General features: G+C 28.1%; 23 protein-coding genes and 1 riboswitch. Of the genes, 16 read left to right on the top strand and 7 right to left on the bottom strand.

Translation table 11 applies throughout. From position 1 onward, the window contains the following. Positions 1–9 precede the first annotated feature (9 nt). On the bottom strand, positions 10–1,527 hold the full coding sequence (locus tag ABXT55_RS05210) for a B12-binding domain-containing radical SAM protein (RefSeq protein WP_415284258.1): 1,518 nt from the start codon (positions 1,525–1,527) through the stop codon (positions 10–12). Between the two features lie 28 nt (positions 1,528–1,555). Beyond that, positions 1,556–2,455, bottom strand: coding sequence for a hypothetical protein (locus tag ABXT55_RS05205; protein ID WP_415284257.1), 900 nt, complete (start codon positions 2,453–2,455; stop codon positions 1,556–1,558). A gap of 37 nt (positions 2,456–2,492) precedes the next feature. Between ABXT55_RS05205 and ABXT55_RS05200 the strand changes: the two genes are divergently transcribed. Both ABXT55_RS05200 and ABXT55_RS05195 read left to right on the top strand, forming a co-directional pair. Then, entirely contained in the window at positions 2,493–3,023 is a 531-nt protein-coding gene (locus tag ABXT55_RS05200; RefSeq protein WP_415284256.1) for an NUDIX hydrolase, read from the top strand. Positions 3,024–3,047: 24 nt separating this feature from the next. Beyond that, positions 3,048–4,466 (top strand): radical SAM protein, encoded by a 1,419-nt coding sequence (locus tag ABXT55_RS05195; protein WP_415284255.1) that lies wholly within the window; start codon positions 3,048–3,050, stop codon positions 4,464–4,466. Positions 4,467–4,470: 4 nt separating this feature from the next. On the opposite strand, the gene ABXT55_RS05190 is transcribed toward ABXT55_RS05195, so the two are convergent. Beyond that, positions 4,471–5,409 carry a lysylphosphatidylglycerol synthase domain-containing protein gene (locus ABXT55_RS05190; RefSeq protein ID WP_415284254.1) on the bottom strand — a complete coding sequence of 313 codons (939 nt, stop codon included), beginning with the start codon at positions 5,407–5,409 and terminating at the stop codon, positions 4,471–4,473. A gap of 74 nt (positions 5,410–5,483) precedes the next feature. Between ABXT55_RS05190 and ABXT55_RS05185 the strand changes: the two genes are divergently transcribed. The 12 genes from ABXT55_RS05185 (at position 5,484) to ABXT55_RS05130 (ending at position 19,296) form a co-directional block, all read left to right on the top strand. Further along, positions 5,484–6,488, top strand: a complete 1,005-nt coding sequence (locus ABXT55_RS05185) for a Rieske 2Fe-2S domain-containing protein (RefSeq protein ID WP_415284253.1) — start codon at positions 5,484–5,486, stop codon at positions 6,486–6,488. Positions 6,489–6,514: 26 nt separating this feature from the next. Beyond that, on the top strand, positions 6,515–7,453 hold the full coding sequence (locus ABXT55_RS05180; protein ID WP_415284252.1) for a hypothetical protein: 939 nt from the start codon (positions 6,515–6,517) through the stop codon (positions 7,451–7,453). 1 nt (position 7,454) lies between these two features. After that, positions 7,455–8,420, top strand: a complete 966-nt coding sequence (locus ABXT55_RS05175) for a glycosyltransferase family 2 protein (protein WP_415284251.1) — start codon at positions 7,455–7,457, stop codon at positions 8,418–8,420. Between the two features lie 34 nt (positions 8,421–8,454). Next, positions 8,455–9,390, top strand: a complete 936-nt coding sequence (locus ABXT55_RS05170; RefSeq protein ID WP_415284250.1) for a glycosyltransferase family 2 protein — start codon at positions 8,455–8,457, stop codon at positions 9,388–9,390. After that, positions 9,383–10,807 carry a radical SAM protein gene (locus ABXT55_RS05165; protein WP_415284249.1) on the top strand — a complete coding sequence of 475 codons (1,425 nt, stop codon included), beginning with the start codon at positions 9,383–9,385 and terminating at the stop codon, positions 10,805–10,807. Before ABXT55_RS05170 ends, ABXT55_RS05165 begins: the two co-directional genes overlap by 8 nt. Positions 10,808–11,042: 235 nt before the next feature. After that, positions 11,043–11,149, top strand: a riboswitch (glycine riboswitch). Positions 11,150–11,226: 77 nt separating this feature from the next. Further along, positions 11,227–12,333 (top strand): glycine cleavage system aminomethyltransferase GcvT, encoded by a 1,107-nt coding sequence (gcvT, locus tag ABXT55_RS05160; protein ID WP_415284248.1) that lies wholly within the window; start codon positions 11,227–11,229, stop codon positions 12,331–12,333. After that, a complete protein-coding gene (gene gcvH, locus ABXT55_RS05155) occupies positions 12,330–12,710 on the top strand; it encodes a glycine cleavage system protein GcvH (RefSeq protein WP_415284247.1) in 381 nt (126 codons plus the stop codon). Before gcvT ends, gcvH begins: the two co-directional genes overlap by 4 nt. Next, on the top strand, positions 12,711–15,569 hold the full coding sequence (gene gcvP / locus ABXT55_RS05150; RefSeq protein ID WP_415284246.1) for an aminomethyl-transferring glycine dehydrogenase: 2,859 nt from the start codon (positions 12,711–12,713) through the stop codon (positions 15,567–15,569). It begins immediately after the preceding gene. A gap of 12 nt (positions 15,570–15,581) precedes the next feature. Next, a complete protein-coding gene (locus tag ABXT55_RS05145) occupies positions 15,582–16,826 on the top strand; it encodes an NAD(P)/FAD-dependent oxidoreductase (RefSeq protein WP_415284245.1) in 1,245 nt (414 codons plus the stop codon). Then, on the top strand, positions 16,819–17,586 hold the full coding sequence (locus tag ABXT55_RS05140; protein ID WP_415284244.1) for a DUF1365 domain-containing protein: 768 nt from the start codon (positions 16,819–16,821) through the stop codon (positions 17,584–17,586). The genes ABXT55_RS05145 and ABXT55_RS05140 overlap by 8 nt, the downstream gene beginning before the upstream one ends. Continuing rightward, a complete protein-coding gene (locus tag ABXT55_RS05135) occupies positions 17,586–18,764 on the top strand; it encodes a class I SAM-dependent methyltransferase (RefSeq protein WP_415284243.1) in 1,179 nt (392 codons plus the stop codon). The genes ABXT55_RS05140 and ABXT55_RS05135 overlap by 1 nt, the downstream gene beginning before the upstream one ends. Before the next feature lie 4 nt (positions 18,765–18,768). Further along, positions 18,769–19,296 (top strand): DUF3833 domain-containing protein, encoded by a 528-nt coding sequence (locus tag ABXT55_RS05130; RefSeq protein ID WP_415284242.1) that lies wholly within the window; start codon positions 18,769–18,771, stop codon positions 19,294–19,296. Here ABXT55_RS05130 and ABXT55_RS05125 read toward each other — a convergent pair. Beyond that, positions 19,293–20,054 (bottom strand): SDR family NAD(P)-dependent oxidoreductase, encoded by a 762-nt coding sequence (locus ABXT55_RS05125; protein ID WP_415284241.1) that lies wholly within the window; start codon positions 20,052–20,054, stop codon positions 19,293–19,295. The genes ABXT55_RS05130 and ABXT55_RS05125 overlap by 4 nt on opposite strands. After that, positions 20,051–20,191 (bottom strand): hypothetical protein, encoded by a 141-nt coding sequence (locus ABXT55_RS05120; protein ID WP_415285468.1) that lies wholly within the window; start codon positions 20,189–20,191, stop codon positions 20,051–20,053. The genes ABXT55_RS05125 and ABXT55_RS05120 overlap by 4 nt, the downstream gene beginning before the upstream one ends. Between ABXT55_RS05120 and ABXT55_RS05115 the strand changes: the two genes are divergently transcribed. Both ABXT55_RS05115 and ABXT55_RS05110 read left to right on the top strand, forming a co-directional pair. Next, positions 20,139–20,543, top strand: coding sequence for a TspO/MBR family protein (locus ABXT55_RS05115; protein ID WP_415285454.1), 405 nt, complete (start codon positions 20,139–20,141; stop codon positions 20,541–20,543). The genes ABXT55_RS05120 and ABXT55_RS05115 overlap by 53 nt on opposite strands. A gap of 8 nt (positions 20,544–20,551) precedes the next feature. Continuing rightward, complete coding sequence (locus ABXT55_RS05110; protein WP_415284240.1) at positions 20,552–21,655, top strand: NAD(P)/FAD-dependent oxidoreductase; 1,104 nt, start codon at positions 20,552–20,554, stop codon at positions 21,653–21,655. A gap of 5 nt (positions 21,656–21,660) precedes the next feature. Here the strand turns inward: ABXT55_RS05110 and ABXT55_RS05105 are convergent, their stop codons facing one another. Then, the gene (locus tag ABXT55_RS05105) at positions 21,661–22,359 is read right to left on the bottom strand and encodes an FkbM family methyltransferase (RefSeq protein ID WP_415284239.1); all 699 of its coding nucleotides are present in this window, start codon (positions 22,357–22,359) and stop codon (positions 21,661–21,663) included. A gap of 20 nt (positions 22,360–22,379) precedes the next feature. After that, entirely contained in the window at positions 22,380–23,831 is a 1,452-nt protein-coding gene (locus tag ABXT55_RS05100) for a protein adenylyltransferase SelO (protein WP_415284238.1), read from the bottom strand. Positions 23,832–23,834: the final 3 nt, after the last annotated feature.

The raw sequence follows: 23,834 nt of genomic DNA, 5'->3' as shown, positions 1-23,834 counted from the left end.
AATTCAACATTAATAATTAACATCTTCAAATTGATGTTTTCTTTTAAGCTTATGTTCTGACATTTTTGAAATATGTTTTTGTGTATCCACACCAAACTTATTTTTAATCATTGATAAATAACTATTATCATTAAAATATGTATCAAAAGCTCTATCTCTAAACTCTAAAACTTCTGAGGCCTTCAAGTGATTGGTTCTTAATGGTAGAGTATCATAAGAATGTTGAGAATATCCAATCCAGCCTGGACCCCCTTTATCATCAGGTAAATCCCACTTATTTTTTTGTGCAAGCGGATATAGTTGGGAACCTGGGTATGCCATAGCAGAATAAAAATTTGCCCATTCGCTATTTATTCTAAGTGCTAATTCTAAAGTTTCATTCATTGAGTCACGATTGTCTTCTGGTAGTCCAAATATATAATTGGCTCCAACATTAAAACCCATGTCTCTTACTTTTTTAACAACACCTTCTATGTCATAATTAGTAAATCTACCTTTAACAACTCCATCTCTAACATTTGGATTGCTAGACTCTATACCTAAACCAAGCCACTTAAATCCTGATTTAATCATTTTTTCCAACATAACATTATCATCTAAAGTATCTATTCTTGCATATGCCCAAAAATTTAAATCTTTTCCATATCCACTACTAATAATTTCATCACAAATTTCTGTTACTTGTTTTGGGTTTAGAACAAACATTTCATCAGGGATTTTGATGTTAAAAATTCCATAGTCTTCAACGAGTGTTTTAATTTGATTAAAAATATGTTTTGCTGACCAAAAGCGAATTGTGTTTCTTTCAAATGGTGCATTGATACAGCAAAAGGTGCATTTAAAAGGACACCCAAGACTGGTCTGTAAAGATGCATACTTATCTCTTGTCTCTAACCTTCCAAACGTGTGCCAATTGTGAGCTTTATATTTTGACATATCTAAAAAATTCCAATCTTGTCCTGGTAATTGTAAATCTAAATTATCAAACATTTCACTTCTAATAGTTGACTTAATATCATTATCTTTATCACGATACCAAAGACCAGGAATTTTATCATAGTCTTTTTTATTGTTTTTCATGGCATCAATCAAATTAGAGATTGTGATTGGTCCTTCACCTTGACAAACAAAATCGTAAGGTTCTTCTTTTAATGTTCTTTTGGGTAATGCTGATGCGTGAGTTCCCATGACTAATGTTTTAATTTGTCCATCAGTTATTAATTTCAGTTTATTACAAGTTTTAGTTCCAGCTGGCATGCATTGTGTTGAAGCTGATGGTTGTTGTCCGTAAATAACAAATACTGCTAGTTTAGGATTTTTATCAGCAATACTTTCGGCTGTTTGTTCGTGAGTAAAATTTTCAGCTTCTGCATCAAGTATTTCAACATTGTAATTTAATCTTGATAAATATTTAGCTATCAACATTGACCATACAGGAGGCTCTATAGCAGCATAATCATTTGATAATGTTTGATATACATCAAGTCTTGATGGAGGTGTGATTAATAGTACATCTAAATTTGACATATGATTATTATAAACTTTTCATGTTTAGTTAAAACTTAATTAATTTCAAAACCTTAGATGTATAATGTGAATATGTACTCACTTTATCAGCAGGTTTATCTTTTTCATATTGTCCAGAGTCAACAAAATGATTTAGTCCAATATTAGGTATTTTATCAGTATATTCTTTTAGTCTATCTTTATGAGGCTTGTAGTTTCCTACAAATAAAGTTGTATCTATTGAGACTCTAGTACCACAATTGGGGTTTCTAAAGGTATTATGTATAGCTGCATAATCAGATAAATTAACATGTCCTACTAATGGAATTATTTTTTTTATTTTTTTATAATAATCCATTACCCATTGCATTTTTTTATAAGATGGTGAGATAGCCATGTATGATTCATTAAATTCATTAATAGGCTCATAGAATTGTAAATTATTATTTTTAGTGTCACCAAAAAAAGGTATATAACAATTCATACCCCAGGGTCCTTCTACCCACGCATCAGAATGAGGGTGTGATGTTGAAAGCTCCCTATTTTTATTATCATTTAATTCTTTTCCAAATTTAATTCTTATATTTGGGGTAATTCTAAATAGTTTTAGAAGTTTTGGTTTTTTTTTTGAGATTTGACGAACCAATTCACACCAACTTCTTAAGACTAAATTATATTCCAAATGAAATTCTCTTTTGGGCACTATTGCACCATTCGGGGTTATGTTAAGTCTATTGTTTCTGGCTTTATCAATATTTTTTATAAAAATTTTATCATTAATATTAAAATCAATGTTGAGAGCCTTCGAAATATATAACTTTATATAAAATTTAAATTCATTGAAAAATTTAGGATCTATTTTATATCTTGTTATAAGTGAATGAGTTTTTTTAAGTTTCCATTGTTTTGTAATAAGATTTATTCTATTGTATCTTTTTTTTAAACTCATAATAACAATATATACATACTAATAATTAGAGATAATAGTGAAAAATAAAAAAAAAATTGTTTATAATCACGAACCTTTTATTACAATCTATAAAGAAAATTTTAAGAATAAACATCAATCAAGAAAAAATTTTCACAAAATTATAATTCAAGATGCCGCAATGGTAATTTTAGAAAATGAAAAAAATCAAATATTATTTCTAGATGAGTATCGAAGAGGCATAAAAAAAAAATCTCTTGGGTTTCCAGGGGGGCATATTGAGTCTGGAGAAAAACCCCTAGAAACTGTAAAAAGAGAGTTACTAGAAGAAACGGGATATCTTGCAAAAAATTGGAAAATGTTATTAAGATATACTAGGCATGGCACATATAATTGTGGCCAAGATTATGTATATACAGCAAAGATTGACAATAATTCTCTTAAAAGTATAAAAAATGAAAATTTAAAAAAAAAATGGCTTAACAAAAAAACTATATTAGCACTATTAGCTAATAATAAATTTGAAACAGCAGGAATAATAGCATCAGTTTCTTTTTACTTTATAAAAAAAAGATATAATGTAGGTTAATATTAATTTAAATCTATAAAAATTATGAGTAGTGAGTTTACAGTAAGTGAATCTGGTAAAGTTTTAGAAAATGCAAATTTAATAAAAAAATATCACGGTAATTTAATCTATGATTATACAGAATATCCAACCAAAGGTATTTGGACTGAAGAATTTGGTCATGACCAATACAAAGATGCAATTTGTGACTGGTTTCCAAAAAATAAAGAAAAACCTGTACTTTTTTATGTACACACACCTTTCTGTGAGCAGCTTTGTAATTTCTGTCTATGTAGTAAGCAGATAACTCAAGATTACTCTAAAGTTAAAAACTATTTGTACGACTATTTAAGTAAAGAGTTTGATATGTTAGAAAAACATTTAGCAGACAATAAAATTAGCTTTAATTTTAAAGAAATTTATCTTGGTGGTGGTTCACCCACATATTATAAAAAAGAAGAATTTAAATATTTAATTGGACGTCTTAAAAATTTAATAGACTTCAGTAATTTGGGTGATTTTACAATAGAAGTTGATCCAAGAAGAGTGACAGAAGAAACTTTAATATTCTATCATGAAATGGGTATTAATAGACTTTCTTTTGGAATTCAAGATTTTGACCACGGTGTTCAAGAAGAAATTAATAGGATACAGCCTCCAGAACTATTAGATAAATTATTAACACCAAAAATTAGAAAACTTTTTCCGGTAATCAATTTTGATTTATTAATTGGCCTGCCAAGACAAACAACAAAAACAATAGAAAAAACCATTCAGGAAGTCACAAGATTACAACCATCTCAACTTCAAACTATGTATGTTCACTATAAGCCAGGGACAAGAAAGTACATGATTAAAATGGTTCGTAATGAACCTATGTTAGATTTTTATGACCGAAAAGCAGTCTTTCAAAAAGCAAGTGGAATGTTAATAAAATCGGGATACAAAAGAGCAGGATTTGAAAGTTATGCATTACCAAGCGATCCATTAACAAAGTCAATGCAAGATGGGAAAGCAGTTTACAATTCCCTAGGAACTCAAAAAGGTGAAGCAACTAATTTTATTGCTGTAGGAAGTTCTGCGCACGGTGTTTTAAATGATGACTATTATTTTCAAAATTTTTATGAACAAAACCTATATAGAGAAGCAATAGATAATGGAAGATTTCCAATTTATAGAGGCTTAAAAATGAAGCAAGATGATGTGATAAGAAGAGAGGTAATTAGACATGTCAGAACTTTTTTTAATATAGAATTTAGTTTTTTTGAAAAAAAATATGAACTCTCATTTAAAGAGTATTTTAAAAAAGAATTAAAAAATTTAATTTCATTTGAAAAAGATCAACTAATTCAAATTAATGATAATAACGTCGTTCTATCTCCTCTTGGTGAACACTTTTCACCCCAAGTAGCAAACGTATTTGACGTTTATAATGATCAAGAATTTTATAAAAGAGATTTTTAATATTCTATTTTTTATTTAAAAAATTAATTTTATTAAAATTTAAAACTAAATATAAAGTGATTATAACTAAATACTCTAAAAATAAATAGATCAATGCCCCAGCCAAGGCCAACTCTTTTTCAATATTAAAAGAACTTAATAAAAATACAGTACTAAATTCTTTCATACCAAATATTATAAATGAAAATTGGCCAAGTAATTCAACGATTGGAACAAATATTAATGTTTTGATAAATTCCAAATTGTTATCTAAAAATAAAAAGATCAAAAAATATATAGAAGTGTTAATTAATTGGATAATTAAATTGATAAATATCAGCCTAATTGTTTTTTTTTTAGTTTTTTTAAATATTTTCTCAATATTTTTGTATCTTCTTTTAATTAAAAATTTTCTAAAAAAATAAATAATTATTTTATCGATCCTGAAAAAAATTAAGAGATAAAAAAATGTTAAAATTGATAAAGTTAAGATAACATTAAGTGCTATTTCTTCATAAAAGTGTAAATAAAATATTACAAAAATTAATAAAGAAAATATTTTAAAAAATAATGCAAAAAATTTCTCTATCGAAGTAAGTATGAAAGCATTCTCATAGCCAACTTCTTTTTTTATTCTCATAAATTTTACTGCATCAATTGCTAAAGTAGATGAAAATATTAAGCTTACTGAAAAACCAGAAATTATACTTCTTAATAAGTCAATAAATTTGATTTTAGAAAAATTTTCTATGATTATAAACCAACGAAAAGCTATTGCAATTGGTAAAAAGAGATATAAAAAATAGATAAAAAAAATTTCTTTGATAGAAATATTTGTCAAAGAATTAATTAAATTATTTTGATTTACAAATTTGAAAAATAAATACACAAATATGAAAAATGTTAAAATCTTAATAAATAAAAAAAAATTATTTTTAACTTTTGGCGCAGATGCTTGTGACATTTCGTATTTTTAGTATTTATTGCTATTAATTATTAATAATATTATTATGTTTTAAATTAAATTTAATTATATAAATGCAATCTTTTACCACAGAACAAATAATAAATAAGGGTAAGGAGTTAGGTTTCTCATATAAGTCGTTTAATTTTTCTATTGAAGGTAGATATAAGACAAGTGATGCATTGTTTAATCACAGGGATATCCCTCATTTTAACCATCTACATGCCAATTTAGCAGGAGGCTACGGCAACGAAGGTGTGCATTATGGAGAAATCGCTTCGTTTACGAGGTATTTTAAATTTTTATTTATGTCTTTTCCTATCCTAACTTTGCTGAAAGATGATGGAAAAAATAGAATCTTAGAAACTTTTAGTTTTTTCTTATTTCAATTTTTAAAATTAAATGAAGAAATTGAAATACCGGGAAAAGGGTGTAGATCAAAAATTACATATTATGTTGGAGCGAAAAATAAATTTATACTTTCTATATTTGCACCTTTTTTTAGAAAAATGTTTTTAAAAAGTTTTAAAGATTATAAAAATGATGATTATCCATTTTTAAATAGAAGAGCAGATTTAAGAGAAAATGGTTTTTTTTTCAATAAAGATAATATTTCAAATTTCTCTTACGTAGATACTCTTAACATAAAAAAGCAAAATTGTTTTTTCGATTATAAAGATAAAGATATATATAAACAAAAAATAAAAATAAATTTAAATGATATTAAAAATGATGTAGTAAAAGTTGGTAATGAAACAAAAATACTGAGTTTCCAATTAATTAGAGATAATGATAACATTAAAGTCTTCTCCTTAATTTGTCCACACGAAGGTGGTTACTTGGGTATCAATAATGAAGTGGGTATAAAGTTTACAATGAATGATTACAAAAAATCTGACTGTAAAGTTAGATGTAATATTCACAATAGAAGATTTGATCCAATATTTGATATTAATTTAAAAAGTGATCAAAATAACTATCAGTCTAATATGTATAACTTAGTCATAGAAAATGAAGAGGTAATTATTGAATTAAGACAAGATATAGTGAAAAATTCATCGCATGATTGGTGTTCTTAATAAGTTGAGTTATAATAAGATTTCCTATGACATTAAAAATTAGAAAATATTATTTAAAACAGTTAAGTCGAAGGTTTAAAGGAAAAAAAATTAATGACCTAATGTACGAAATTAAAATACCAGATAATTTATTTTATAATATTAAAACATCTACAATAAATTATGTTTCAAGATGTTTTAATGATAATGAAATCATAACTAAAGAAAATGATTTGATTAAAAAAATTCTTTCTAAATCAGCTAAATTATCGAATTTAACACCAAATGGAATGATGGTTCCAAAAAATGAAAATTCTTTAGAGTTTAATAGTCTTTTGAAGAATTATGTTCAAATTTTAAAACATTTTAATTTTGAAAGTTTAATAGAAAATTTTCATTTTCCACCAAATATAAGACTAAAATTACCACATGTAAAAAAAAAGAATATACTTAGAAAACATCCAACTGAATTAATGCATTCAGACACATGGACTGGTGCAAATCCAAATTGGTGTGCTGTTCATTTATTTATATTGGGAGATATTGCTAGAAATAACATAAGGTATGCAGAACCACCAAATAACTTTGAAGAAAAATGGTTAATGCCACTTAAAAATTCAAAATTAGGTAGAGATATTTCAGATAAGTTTAAATATATAAAATATAAGCCAAAAAAAGGATATATGGTTATAGCCGATGCAACTATAATTCATCAGTCATTTAGAAAAAATAATGCAGGAATTAGAATTTCTCTTGATACGGGGTTTGATTTGAAAATGAAAAAATTAAGATCATTTAAAAGAATTAAAGTTGACAAACATGACGTCAAAAAGATAAGAAAAAGTGAAACAATTTCAAAAGATGACTTTATGCAAATTGGAAAAAAAACTTATTTTCATTTTCCAGATAGTTTTAAAAATAAAGTTCTTCATAAAGGAGGATTTAAACATCCAACAAACCCAAAATTAATAAGATTAGTAAAATAAAATGAGTAAAAAAATTTCGATAATTGTGTCTTTTTATAATGAAGAAGAAAGCATTGAGTCCTTTATTACAGAAACAACTCAAGAACTAAATAAAATTAAAGAATTAGATTATGAGATTATTTTTATAAATGATTGTTCAACAGATAAATCCTTAGAAAAATTAATCCTAGAAAGAGAAAAAAATAATAAAATTAAGATTATTAATCTTTCTAGAAGGTTTGGACCCATGGAGTCAATCATGGCAGGAATTCAAATGTCTACAGGTGATGCTTTAGTAAATTTAGATATAGATTTACAGGATCCACCTTCTTTAATAGCAGAAATGGTGAAACATTGGCGTGAAGATGGCTTTGATGTTGTTTTTAGCACTAGAACAAAAAGACATGGCGAACCATTAATCAAAAAAATTATATCCTCTATAGGTTATAAAATTTTAAAAAAGTTTACTAATATACCGATTGAAAAAGATTCAGGTGATTTTAGATTAATTTCAAGAAAAGTGATTACTGAATATAAAAAATTTAGTGAAGTTTATCCATTTTTTAGGTTTGTAGTAGACTGGATCGGTTTTAAAAGAAAACAAATTTTTTATGAGAGAAAAGCCCGAAGAAAAGGTAATACAAAGCATCCATTAGGACTTGGAATTATATACAATTTTTTTGAAATATCTTTTACGCCCTTTACTGATGCACCATTAAGGTTTGCTCTAATTTTTGGAATAATATCTTTCATAGTATGTTTTATAATAATGATAAGAACACTCTTACTTTTTTTGATAGGCGAACCCAACATAAGTACTACCTCGTTATTTGTTGCGATATTATTTTTTGGAAGCATTAATAGTCTTATCTTAGGAATATTATCAATATACATTGGTTCAATTTTTAAAGACTCAAAAAAAAGACCGTTATATATTATAGAAAGCTGCTATGGTTTTGATGATTTAAGCAATAAATCTAATGAATAATAATTTTAATTAACTGATTTTATAAAAATATTTTATGAAAAAAATATCAATAATTTTTTCTTTTTTTAATGAAGAAGATTGCATTAATGATGCAATAGATGAAGTTTCAAGTGTATTAGAGAGTGTTCAAAATATAGATTATGAACTTGTATTTGTTAACGACTGTTCTACAGACAGTTCACTTAAACTTTTAACAAGTAAAACTCAAAATAATAATAAGATTAAAGTTATTAATATGTCTAGACGATTTGGCCATATGCCGTGTGTTTTGGCCGGATTGAAATATTGTAAGGGTGATGCAGCTATTCATATGGATATTGACTTGCAAGATCCTCCTGGGATTATTACTAAGATGATTGAAACATGGAAAAATAAAAATTGTGATATTGTTTATTCTAAGAGAGAAAAATTTAAAAATTCTTATATTAATAATTTTTTGTCATTTTGGGGATATAAGATTTTAAAAAAATTTAATTATATTGATTTAGATGAAAATGCTGGAGATTTTCGTTTAATCACAAAAAGAGTGATTAAGGAAATAGTAAATATAAATGAGACAAGTAGTTTCAGATTTTTGGTAGATTTTGTTGGATTCAAAAAAGAAAAAATTTTATATGAACGTCAAAATAGAAAAAGTGGAGAAAGTAAATTTGGCATAAAAGATGTAATTTTTAACTTTCTTGAGGGTGCTTTACTACCCTTTTCCAACACATTAATAAGACTTTCATTTATTTTGGGGCTTATTAGTGTAGCAATAATTATATTATTAATTCCTATTATTATTTATCAAATTTCTCAAAATCAAAATATTTTAAATTTTAGTAGCTTAATAGCCTTTGGTTTGTTGTTTTTTGCTGCAATTCAGGGATTCATCTTGAGTATTATATGTGCTTATATTGGATTAATTTTTAAACAAACAACTAATAGACCAAAGTTTATTGTAGAAAGTAAAGTGGGATTTGATGAGTAAATTAGATGCAAATTTATTAAAGAAATATCATAGAGATATTTTTTTCAATTATTCTGAATATCCTACCAAAGATAATTGGAACTATGATTTTAAATCTGTCGATTATAAAAAAGGTTTATTAGACTGGCTTCCAAAAAATCCCTCTGAGCCCATAATGCTTTACGTACATACTCCTTTTTGTGAGCAGCTTTGTTATTTCTGTTTTTGTAGTAAAGAAATAACAAATGATTACAAAAGAGCTGAGGATTATCTTTACAATTATTTGTTTAAAGAAATAGATCTGCTTTTTTCTTTTTTAAAAAAAAATAATATAACTTTAAATGTAAAAGAAATGTATTTTGGGGGTGGCTCACCTACTTTTTACAAAGAAAAAGACTTTAAGGCACTCATTGATAAATTAAAAACCTGTTACAATTTTGATAATATTAAAGATTTTACAGTAGAAATTGATCCAAGAAGGGTCGATGAGTCAAAACTTTTATTTTACCATGAGTGTGGAGTAAATCGACTTTCATTTGGTGTCCAAGATTTTGACTTAGAGGTTCAAAAAAGAATAAACAGAATACAAAGTGAGGATCTATTTGACAGTTTACTAACTGATAAAGTAAAAGAGAAATTCAAAGTAATTAATTTTGATTTACTCATTGGTCTTCCCGGCCAAACCTCTAAAGGTATGGAGGAAACTTTAGATAAAGTAATCAAAATAAAACCAACCCAGATTCAGCCAATGCTTTTACATTACGACCCATTTAAAAGAAAATATATGATTAATATGTTGAGAGATGGACCACTTCCAGATTTTTTTGATAGACAAGAGATGTACGATATTGTTAAAAATAAATTGATAAATGATGGTGGTTATAAAAAAGCCGGATTTGAGTCATATGCATTACCTAATGACCCTCTAATAAAAGCGATTAGTGATGAAAAAGCCTTATATAATTCATTAGGAACTCAGACAGGTGATGTAACAAACTTTATTGCGTTGGGAACTTCTGGAAGTGGAAATTTAGGTGAAGACTATTATTTTCAAAATTATTATGAACAAAATAAATACAGGGAATGTATTAGTGAGGGACATCTACCAACATTTAGAGGTGTTAAGCTTAATGAGGATGATAAAATCAGAAGAAATATTTTGCAGTTTTTAAAAACATATTATTATCTAAATATTAAAAATTTTGAAAATAAATATAAGATTGAATTTAAAAAATATTTTGCAATAGAGCTTAAATTATTAAAAAATTTTGAAAATGATGGTTTGGTTATTTGTAGTGATGAGAAAATTGAAATTACTGAAATTGGAGTTCATTTCACACCTCAAATAATAAATATATTTGATAAGTTTAACAGAATACTGACTTATGAGGATCAAAAAGATATTATAAAAAGACAAATACCTAGAAAAATTATTTAGTATAAATTTTAGGTAGGGAAACCAATTTAATTATATAAATGTAATCTTTTACCACAGAACAAATAATAAATAAGGGTAAATAGAAAGCTGTTATGGTTTTGATAATTTAAGAAATAAATTTAAAGAATAATAATTTTAATTAGATAATTTTAGAATATTAATTGATTACTTTACTTTGTACATGAATATTCCTATTGCGAATATAATTTATTTGTGTTTTAATTCATTAAGATGAAATAAAAGTACGGGAGAGAGATCAATTAGTTATTTATATAACTTTATTGATCCGCCGAAGGAGCAACCACCCAGGAATCTCTCAGGCAAAAGGACCGTAACATATTAACTCTGGAAAGAGATTAAGTTCTCGCCGACGGAATAAAACTCTCAGGCAAACATACAGATGGGTACAACAAGTTAATATGGAAAATATAAAAACAGCACTTTACAATTTACATCAAAAGTATGGAGCCAAATTTGTTCCATTTGCAGGTTATCAAATGCCAATTCAATATTCTACAGGAATTATTGAGGAACATAAAAGTACAAGAGAAAATGCAGGTATTTTTGATGTATCACATATGGGGCAATTATTTATAAAAGGTGACGACGCATTAGCTAAGGATCTTGAAAGGATTTTTCCAGCAGAATTTTGTAACGCTAAGTTAAATCAGTCAAAATATAGTTTTTTAATGAATGATGAAGCGGGAATTTATGATGATTTAATTATCACAAAAGTTGAAGGTGGCTTTAACATTGTATTAAATGCTGCTTGTAAGAACACAGATTTTAAACTTTTATCTAAATTGTTAGAAGATAAGTATGAAATGATTTTAAGTGAAGAGCTATCTCTTATAGCAATCCAAGGTCCAAAAGCTGTTAAAATATTAGAAAAGATAATCAATGGGGTGTCAGATTTAGAATTTATGAATGGTGGTAAATTTAATTATCTTAAAAGAAATATTTATATTACTAGATCTGGCTATACTGGTGAAGATGGATTTGAGATATCGATAAAAAATGATGATGCAGAAGTGTTTGTTCAAAAACTCATAGATGAAGGGGCTAGTTTAATTGGGTTAGGTGCTAGGGATACTCTGAGACTAGAGGCAGGGCTTTGTTTGTATGGTCATGATATGGATATCAATAAAAGCCCAGTAGAAGCGAATTTAAAATGGGCAATATCAAAAAATAGAATTCTTGAAGGTGGATTTATTGGATGTGAAAAAATTAAATCTCAAATCGAGAAAGGAGTAAGCAAGATCCGTGTAGGTATTAAGCCAGAAGGAAGAATTATAGCTCGAGAAAAAACTTCAATATTCAGTGAAGACGATAAAAATATTGGGGAAATTACAAGTGGAACTTTTGGTCCGAGTGTCCAGGCTCCAGTTGCAATGGGTTATGTGGAAAATTCATTTTCTAAAATTGATACTAAGGTTTTTTTAGAAGTGAGAGGAAAAAAATATCCAGCAATTATAAGTAATTTGCCATTTTATAAAAAAAGTTATGTGAAAGGAGCTATCAAATGAGTGAAGTAAAATATTCAAAAGAACACGAGTGGATAAAAATAGATGGAGATACTGCTGTTGTAGGAATTACACAACATGCAACCGAAATGCTAGGTGATATTGTTTTTGTAGAGTTACCAGAGATAGGGTCCTCTGTTGTTAAAGATGGTAATGCAGGAGTTGTAGAATCAACAAAAGCTGCAAGCGATATTTATACTCCTGTATCTGGAGAAATTATCGAAAACAACCAAGCAATTGTTGATGATCCTGCAAAGGTTAATAACGATCCAGAAAATGATGCATGGTTTTTTAAATTAAAAATTACTGATAAGTCTGAAATGGATTCATTAATGAATAAAGAAGAATACGAAAAATTTTCAAAAGAAAGTGGTAGTTAAATGTTAAAAAATGCTCAAAAAGATTTTATACAAAGACATATAGGCCCATCCATTGATGAACAAAATGTTATGCTTAAAGAATTAGGCTATAAAAGTCTTGATGATTTAATAAAAGACACCGTACCAGAAAAAATCCTTCTTAAAGATGACTTAGATATTGGAGATCCAAACTCTGAATACAAAGCTCTTAGAAAACTAAAAGATATTTCTAAAAAAAATAAGATTTATTCTAGTTTTATAGGAATGGGTTATTATGGAACTTATACACCATATGTAATACTTAGAAATATTTTAGAAAATCCAGGATGGTACACTTCTTATACTCCCTACCAACCTGAAGTGGCACAAGGAAGACTAGAGATGCTACTTAATTTTCAACAAATGGTAATAGATTTTACAGGAATGGATATTGCTAATGCCTCTCTTTTAGATGAAGGAACAGCAGCAGCAGAAGCTATGGGATTGAGCTATAGAATATCTAAGTCTGAAACTAAAAAAGTTTTCGTTTCAAAAAATTGTCACCCTCAAACTATAGATGTTATTAAAACAAGAGCTGAACCTTTAGGTTTAGAAATAATAGTTGGTGACGAGGATAAAGATATTAAAGAAGATATTATATGTGGTATTATTCAATACCCTGGCACTCTTGGAGATATAAAAGACCCAAGTGAGGCTATTAGTAAAATACATAAACATAATGGAAAAGCAGTTCTTGCATGTGATTTGTTAGCACTTGCTAAACTAAAAACACCCGCTGAGTTAGGTGCTGATATTGCAGTTGGTAGTTCACAACGTTTTGGAATTCCAATGGGTTATGGTGGTCCCCATGCAGCATTTTTTGCTACAAAAGATGAATATAAAAGATCAATGCCAGGCAGAATAGTAGGTGTTTCAGTAGATAGACATGGAAAAAAAGCATACAGACTTGCCCTACAAACAAGAGAGCAACATATAAGAAGAGATAAAGCCACGAGTAATATTTGCACTGCACAAGCATTATTAGCAATAGTCTCTGCTGCTTATGCTGTCTATCACGGTCCACAAGGTATTAAAAAGATTGCAGAAAGCGTTTCTCAACTGACTAAAAATTTTGCAGATAAACTAAAACAATCTGGTTATGAACTTTATTCAAATGATTTTTTTGATACGGTAACAATAAAAACTTTAGATAAAACAGAGAAGATATACAAAAATGCTTTAGATCAAGGAGTAAATATCAGAAAAGTGAATTCTGAAATGTTAGCAGTGTCTTTTGATGAAAGAAAAAATCTTTATAGAGCAAATCAGTTATTAAAAATTTTTAATTGTTCAGAAACAATTAAAGAATCTATGAATGAAAGCTTGTCTAATATTCCTAAAAATCTATTAAGAACTTCAACTTATTTAGATCATCCAGTTTTTAATAGTTACCATTCAGAAACAGAAATGCTTAGATATCTAAAAAAATTAGAAGACTCTGACATTGCCTTAAATAAATCTATGATTGCTTTAGGATCTTGCACCATGAAACTTAATGCAGTTTCAGAAATGATACCAGTTACCTGGAAAGAATTTTCACAACCACATCCTTTTTCTCCAGTTGAACAAATGGATGGTTACAGGGAATTATTTACAGACTTAAAAAACTGGTTAAGGTCAATTACTGGGTTTTCTGGAGTTTCATTACAACCAAATGCTGGAGCTCAAGGTGAGTTTGCTGGTTTAATGGTAATACGTAAATTTCATGAAAAAAATGGTGAAACAAATCGTAATGTTTGTTTAATCCCAAGCTCTGCACATGGAACAAATCCAGCAAGTGCTCAAATGGTTGGTATGAAAGTAGTTGTTGTGAAATGTGATCAATATGGAAACGTAGACTATGAAGATTTAAAAAATAAAGCTGAAGAACATTCGGAAAATTTAGCTGCTCTTATGGTTACTTACCCATCAACACACGGTGTTTTTGAGGAAAAAATAACTGATATTTGTGAATTAATTCATAATCATGGCGGGCAAGTTTACATGGATGGAGCAAATTTAAATGCATTAGTAGGTATTGCCAAACCAGGAAATTTTGGACCAGATGTTTGTCATATAAATTTACATAAAACATTTTGTATACCCCATGGTGGTGGTGGACCAGGTATGGGACCAATAGCGTGTAAAAAACATTTAGAAATATTTTTGCCAAAACATTCTGTGATAAAAGATTGTGGCCCAGTGACTGGAATGGGAGCAGTATCTGCAGCTCCTTGGGGCAGCTCAAGTATTTTATCGATTTCATGGATGTATATAAAGATGATGGGTTCTGAAGGTTTAAGAAAAGCATCACAAGTTGCAATACTAAATGCAAATTACATTGCACATAAACTAAAAGACTCTTTTCCAATTTTGTATAAGGGTAAAAGTGGCAATGTAGCCCATGAATGTATCATTGATATTAGAACAATAAAAAGTGAAACAGGGATTACAGAAGAAGATATTGCAAAGCGATTGATTGATTTTGGCTATCATGCTCCAACAATGTCCTGGCCTGTTGCTGGTACAATGATGATTGAACCTACAGAAAGTGAAAGTTTGAGTGAAATTGACAAGTTTTGTTCTACTCTTATAAAGATAAAACAAGAGATAAATAAAATTCAGTCTGGAAAATATGATAAGACTGATAATCCATTGAAGAATGCGCCACATACTCACGTTGAATTAACATCAAATAAATGGGATCATAAATATGAAAGAGAAGAGGCCGCTTATCCTTCAGAATTTTTAAGAACAAATAAATATTGGCCTCCAGTAGGTAGAGTAGATAATGTTTATGGGGATAAAAACTTGTTTTGCACATGTCCATCAATGGAAGAGTACGAAGACACAGCAGCCTAAAAATTTATCAAGATGAAAATTGCTGTAGTAGGTGCTGGTATATCAGGATTAAGTGCTGCTTATTACCTATCTAAAAAACATAAAGTTGATTTATTTGAAAAAGAAAATCAATTTGGGGGTCATGCAAATACAATAAAAGTTGCTTACCACCCTAATAAAGAAATTCCAATAGATATTGGATTTATGGTTTTTAACAAAAATACCTATCCAAACTTGATTAGTTTTTTTTCAGAAAATAAAATAGAGATTGAAAAAAGTGATATGTCATTTTCTGTTACTGTAGAAAATAGTGACTTGGAATATTGTGGAAAAGGATTAGGTGGAATTTTTTCCAATAAAAAAAATCTATTTAATCCAAAATTCTTAAAAATGTTTTTTGAAATTTTAAGTTTTTATAAAAACTGTGAAAAAATAGAAACAGAGGAAGTTAAATCAATAACATTAGGGGAATATTTAAAAGAAATAAAAATTTCAGATTATTTTATTAATTATCATATTATTCCAATGGTATCAGCAATTTGGTCAATGCCGCCTTATGAGGCTACACAAATGCCACTATCATTCTTTTTAAATTTTTTTAAAAATCATGGTTTGTTTAAAATAAAAGATAGACCTCAATGGTTTACTGTCGCAAATAGAAGCAAAACCTATGTAGATAAAGTAATAAGCCAAATTAGTGGAGAACACTTTAAAAATTACAATATAAATAAAGTTGTTAGAAGTGACTTTGGAGCTAAAATTTTTTATGGTGAAGAGAATGAGTTTTTTGATTATGATAAAGTTGTAATTGCAACACATGCTGATGAGGCTTTAAAAATAATTGATAATCCAACTTCAGATGAAGAGCTTATATTAAAAAATTTTAGATATAGAGGAAATATAGCCGTTATTCATTTTGATGAAAGTATTATGCCCAAAAATAAGAAGGCATGGTGTTCTTGGAATTCATCAATGAGTGCAGAAAATATTGAAAGAACATCAGTAACATATTGGTTAAACCAGTTGCAGAATCTAAAAATAGATAAAAATATCTTTTTAACAATTAACCCATTTAGAGAAATTTCTGCTGATAAAACATACAAAAAAGTCAGGTTTACTCACCCTTATTTTGATGCAGATGCGCTTTTAAACCAAAAGAATCTACAAAAAATACAGAATAAAAAAAATATTTTATTTTGTGGGAGTTATTTTGGTTATGGTTTTCATGAGGATGGAATAAAGTCTTCTATTGAAATGCTAAAAACCCTTAATGATTAAACATTCATATATCTACACTGGAACTGTTATTCACAAAAGGTTTAAACCAAAAATTCATATCTTCAATTATAAAGTGTTCTCATTGCTTATAGATTTATCAGAAATAAAGTTATTAGATAAAACTTTAAAATTTTTCTCGTATGATAAATTTAATATTATTAGTTTTTTTAATAAAGATCATGGTCCTAGAGATGGAAGTTCACTTAAAAATTGGGTAATTGATAATTTAAAAAAAAATGACATTGAATGTAATGACATTCAAATTAAACTTTTGTGTTATCCTAGAATATTTGGATATGTCTTCAATCCTTTAAGTGTATTTTATATCTATGATAAAAATTCTGACTTAGTATCTATTCTTTATGAGGTTAAAAATACATTTGGCGAGCAACATGTTTATGTTTTTAAAACTGAGAAGGACCAAAATTTGATTCAACATGTATGTAAGAAAAAATTTCATGTTTCACCATTCATAGCAATGAATTGTATTTATTTTTTTAGACTATTAAAACCAGGTAATAAGATTTCAGTAATTATTGATTTACAAGATCCAGAAGGTAAAATTCTTTACGCATCACAAGATGGTGTTAAAAGTGAATTAAATAACACCAACCTGATCAAATCCTATTTAAAACATCCACTAATGACATTTAAGATTATTTTAGCGATACACTTTGAGGCATTTAAATTATGGACAAAAGGAATTAAGTTTATAAGTAAAAAAATTAAAACTAAAAATAACATTACTATAGAAAATTAATGATAATTTATAAAATTTCAGATTCAATTGTATTTAATACACTAAAAAATATTAAACATGGTTTTCTTGAAATAACTAAAATTGATGGAGAAACCTTAAAATTTGGTAATCCAGAGGATAATTTAAAGGTATCTTTAACAATTAAAGATGAAAGCCTTACCTACAATTTAATTAAAAGTGGCAGTATAGGTTTGGGAGAATCTTATATGAAAGATTTTTTTATTACTAATAATCTTTCTGATTTAATTGAGTTAACAGCTAGAAACATAAAAACTATTTATAAGTTTTCTGGTATTTTCGATTTGCCTTTAATTAATTTCTTTAAGAATAGATTTGTTAAAAATACGAAAAATAGAAGTAAGAAAAATATTGCAAAACATTATGATCTTGGTAACGATTTTTTCTCTCTTTGGTTGGACAAATCTTTAACTTATTCAAGTGCAATATTTGAAAATTCAAAACAAGATCTTTACCTTGCGCAAAATAATAAATATCATAAATTAACTGATCTTTTAAAGCCTGCTGTCGGCAGCAATATCCTCGAAATTGGCTGTGGTTGGGGTGGTTTTGCTGAATATCTAGGCACTAATTATGATGTGAAATTAGATTGTATAACTATTTCTAAAAGACAGTTTGAATTTGCTAAAGAAAGAATTCATAAATGTGGGCTTAATGAAAAAGTTAATATTGAAATTAAGGATTATAGAGATGTAAAGAAAAAGTATGACCATATTGCTTCGATAGAAATGATAGAGGCAGTAGGGCAGAATTATTTAGATAGTTACTTTAAAATAATAAAAAAGAATTTGAGTCCATCAGGTACAGTTGGCATTCAAGCTATAACAATTGATAATAATTTGTTTAAGAGATACAAAAATAAACAAGATTTTATTCAAAAATATATTTTTCCGGGTGGATTTTTGCCATCTAAAAGTGAAATACAAAATCATATTGATATTAATGGTTTAAAATTTGGAGAATATAACTCTTATGCAGATCATTATTCAGATACGCTTATTGTTTGGAGAAAAGAGTTCAATAAAAAATGGGATATAATTAAAGATCAAGGTTTTGACTTAACTTTCAAAAAGATGTGGCAATTTTACCTTTCATATTGTGAGGCAGGGTTTAAATCAAGAAATATAGATTTGATTCAATTCTCTTTATATAATAAATAAACATATGAAAATTATATTCGCCTTAATATCATTAATTTTATTAACTAGCTGCACAGGAAACAATATGAAACCAACTGACTTTAAAGATCAAAAACCAAGATTAATTATAGAAGAGTATTTATCTGGAAATGTTAAAGCTTGGGGGATATTACAAAATAGATCTGGAAAAGTAACTAGACAATTTTCAGCTGATTTAAATGGTGTGTGGGATGGTAAACAATTAATTCTAAATGAAAAATTTAATTGGAATGATGGAGAAATTCAAGAAAGACAATGGACAATTGATAAGTTAGACGAACATAACTACGAAGGTACAGCTGGTGATGTTGTTGGTAAGGCGAAAGGTTATTCATATGGTCCTGCTTTTAAATTTGAATATGTTTTATTAGTACCCGTTAAAGGTAAAGAAATGAAAATTACTTTTGATGATTGGATTTTTATGCAAGATGAAAAAGTAGCAATTAATAGAGCTACAATGACTAAGTTTGGAATAAAAGTTGCTGAACTTACAGTGATGTTCGTTAAAGATTAGTAATCTATTTTTTTCATCCCTTTTTCAACAATTTTAAAATAAATACTGCTAGGCAGCATACTTAAAAACTTTAAAAAATAAGTAAAAGCTTTTGGGAAGTGGATTTCAAATCCTTTTTTCTTAACTAAACCTATATAAATTTGTTCTGCAGCAAATTCAGGTGGTTTTATCATTGGCATTGGAAAATCATTTTGATCTGTCATCGGTGTTTTAATAAAGCCAGGACTTACTAGAGAAACTCTTACATTTTTTCTTCTCATTTCAAAGTGAAGGCTTTCTGCGAAACTTGTTAATGCAGATTTAGATGCACAATAAGCTCCTGCTGCAGGTAATCCTCTATATCCGGCAACAGAGGAAATGATTGATATTTGGCCGCTTTTTTTATCATTATAATAATTATAAACAGAGTTAATCGAATTCATTGTACCAAAGTAATTAACTTCCATAATTTTTCTAATTTTATCAAGATTGAATTCCTTCTCTGATTTGGGATCGTGTATTCCAGTTCCAAATATAGATATTTCAACATCATTAAATTTTTCAATAATGTTTTTAAAAACAGATTTACATTGATCAATATTAGTAACATCTAAAGGAAAAGAGTGTATATTCGAATTTTCTTTATTTAAGTCTTGTAATAAGTTTTCACGTCTTGCAGATGCCGCCACTATCCATCCTTCATTTGCAAACTTTAAAGCTAAAGCCTTACCAATTCCACTACTAGCACCTGTTATCCAAATAACTTTTTTTTCATTCATAAATCAATGTATAATAGAATTATGTTAAAAAACAAATTCTTATCTTTTTTACTATTTGCTCTTGTTACTTTTTCTGCATCAGCAATAGGAGGTTTAGCTACTGTTGGCTTTAAAGAGCCTTGGTATTCTTTAATCATCAAACCCTCGTTTAATCCACCAGATTGGATTTTTGCACCAGTTTGGACTACGCTTTATTTTTTTATGGCAATAGCTATCTGGAAATTTTGGCATAGTACAAATAGAGATATGAACACTATTTATATCTACTTTATTCATTTAATTTTTAATACAACTTGGAGTATAGTTTTTTTTGTTTTTCATAAAATCGTTTTAGCTCTAATTGTATTGGTAATTTTAATATTATTGATAATCATTCTCATAATTAGATTTAAGCGTGTTAACTTGTATAGCTATTATTTAATGATTCCTTATTTACTTTGGTGTCTCTTTGCACTACTGCTAAATATAAGTTTAATTATATTAAATTAAAATAAATTATGGATGATGTTGTAATAGTTGGTGGTGGAATAATAGGAACTGCTACAGCCTATTTTTTATCTAAAGAAGGTAGAAAAGTTAAAGTTATAGAAAGAGATCCAACTTATAAAACTGCTTCTTTTCCATTATCACTTGGTGGATTTAGAAGGCAGTTTTTTCAAAAAGAAAACATATTGCTAGGAAAATTTGCTAGAGAATTTATTTTTCAAATACCAGAATTACTTAAAACTGAAAAAAATCCAAACCCTACAGCAAGCATGGTTACAAACGGCTATTTATTAATGTTTGGTCCAGAGCATGCTGAGGAACAGTATAAAGCTTTAAAAAATCACGAAGCTTGTGAGGCTGGAACTAAAAACATTAAAGGTTCTGAGCTATCAAAAATATTTCCTTATATAAACAGTGAGGGTATTGAAACAGCAACTTATACAGATAACCAAAGTGAAGGATGGATTGATCCTTTTATGTTTCATGGAGCCTTAAAGAGTAAGGCGATTGAGTTAGGTGCAGAATTTATTAAAGGTGAAGTAAAAAGTATTTCTGATATCAAAGCTAAAACAATTATATCTGCTGCAGGATGTTGGACCAAAGAATTATTAAAGGATATCCCGGTAGTTCCTCAAAAACATACAGTTTTTAGAGTTAAATGCCCTAAATACATTAAAGAAATGCCGTTAACAGGAGATTTAACAACCGGTGTTTACTGGAGACCTGAAGGTGGCGAGTATTTGGCAGGTTCACCTAACTCAGTATTTGATGCTACTGATTTAGAACCAGCTTGGAATGATTTTGAAGAATTAGTATGGCCTGCATTAGCACAAAGAATTCCTGCTTTTGAAGAATTAAAATTAACCGGTGGATGGGCTGGTTATTATGATTGCAATAAATTGGATAATAATGCGGTAGTTGGCAAACACCCTAAGTATGAAAATGTGTATATGGCTTCTGGATTTACAGGCAGAGGATTAATGCAAGCACCAGGTATTGGTAGAGCTTTAACAGAATTAATAACAACAGGTTCTTATCAAACGATTGACATTAGTGATTTTTCTGTCGAGAGAGTGCTTGAAAATAATGCTAGACCAGAACCCTACGTTTTATAATACAATCACTTGCAATATAAATCACCCCATAAAAGATTGTCTTTTTTAATATTATTTTTAATATCTTCTTTAATTGAGTATGCAGTTGTCCACTGTGTGAAAAATTTTCTTCTTTCTCCGAGCGAGTAATTAAAATCTAAATATCCTAATGAAATTAAATAATCTACAGATTTAAAAGCATCTTCAATAAACTCTGAGGTAAATTCAAATGATATTATACCAGATTTTTTTGTTAAGCCCAATATCACTTCATGCTCAAAACCTTCGACGTCAATTTTAATGTATTTAGGGTTACCAAATTTTTTTATAAGCTCGTCTAATGTTGTTATATTAACTATAATTTTTTTATCCCATTTAGAATCCGAAAACCTACCTGTCTTCCAATGTTCGGCAAATGTGGAAATAACTGGTTGTTTAGAGTTGATGCTCATTTCCATTTTTTGCTGAGATTTTCCAAGCCCCATAGGGATGATCGTGACAAATTTATTTTCTGAGTATAATTTATTAAGTTGTTTTAAACATTCGGGTTGAGGCTCAATCATAACAACATTTATATTATTTTTAATCAGTTCTTTTGATTTTTCACCGAGGTGAGCTCCAACATCAAAAAATAAATCATTAGTATTTAAAAATTTTGATACATCGTGGTACTTTATTTTTTTTTTGATTAAGAGATTAATAAATTTTTTTATGAAGTTTTGCATTTAATTATCATTTTTATATATTATGTACCACAGAAAGTTTGATATTTCTTATCACCATGAGGTGCAGGTGACATAAATTCTAAATCATTGTCATTAACTAGATAAGGGTTTTTCAATATTTTTATTAATTTGTTAAAAAGTGTTAAATCACCGTTACTTGCTAACGTTAAAGCTTCTTCAATTTTATGATTACGAGGTATTACCATTGGATTAGATGAATTCATTAATTCCATAGATTTATCTTGCGAATTATTAAACATCGTTAATCTTTTTACCCATTTAATTTTCCATAAATTAAAGTCTTCATTATTATAAATTTTAGAATTTTTAATAGTTCTGTTCATTAAAAAAACAAAAGTATTTGTATAATCTGCTTTATTTTTATGCATCCAATTTAATAATTTTATAATTAAATCTTTATCTTCTTTATCTTCACCATATAATCCAAGTTTATCTCTCATCATATTTAGCCATTTTGTTTCGTAATTTTTTTCAAATTTATCTAAAGCATCCCTAGCAAGTGTAACAGCCTCATCTTCATTTTTACTAATAAGAGGAATGAGACATTCAGCAAATCTTGTTAAATTCCATTTAGCAATCTTTGGTTGATTGTCGTAGGCGTATCTACCCAATTGATCTATTGAACTAAAAACTGTTTTAGGGTCGTAAACATCCATAAATGCACATGGACCATAATCTATTGTTTCACCAGATATAGACATATTATCAGTATTCATAACTCCATGAATAAAACCAACACGCATCCAGTCAATTACAAGTTGAGTTTGTTTTTCGATTAAAACTTTTAGTAAGTCTAATGCTTTATTCTTTGATGATTTTATATTGGGGTAGTACTTTTCAATTGTGTAATTAATTAAGATTTCTAAATCACTAATATTTTGTTTTGCAGCAATATACTGAAACGTTCCAACTCTTAGATGCCCTAAGGCTACCCTTGTAAGAATTGCACCTTTTGAAATTTGTTCTCTAATCACATCTTCACCAGTTTTAACCACTGCTAAACTTCTAGTGGTAGGTATTTTTAAAAAATGCATTGCTTCACTTATTATATATTCTCTCAACATGGGACCTAAAACAGCCCTACCATCACCGCCTCGTGAGAATGGAGTTTTACCAGAACCTTTAAATTGTATATCAAATCGTTCACTATTTTTGTTTAGATGTTCACCTATCAAAACAGCCCTACCGTCACCAAGCATTGTAAAATGACCAAATTGGTGACCGGCATAAGCTTGTGCTATAGAGTTAGATTCTTCAGGTAACTTATTTCCTGAGAAAATTTTTGATAAATCGTCATCATTGATATTTGAAAAATCCAGATCTAATTTATTTGCTAGATCTTTATTAAGTATTAATATTTCTGGTGAGTTTACAGCAACAGGGTCGATGTTTTCTTTGAATGTTTTCGGTAATCTTGAATAACTATTGTCAAAATGCCAACCAATTGTCATTTT

Origin of the sequence: Candidatus Pelagibacter sp. Uisw_130 (assembly GCF_047722505.1) — a bacterium.
In the GTDB taxonomy this organism is placed as follows: Bacteria; Pseudomonadota; Alphaproteobacteria; order Pelagibacterales; family Pelagibacteraceae; genus Pelagibacter.
This window is presented reverse-complemented; position numbering and strand designations above follow the sequence as displayed.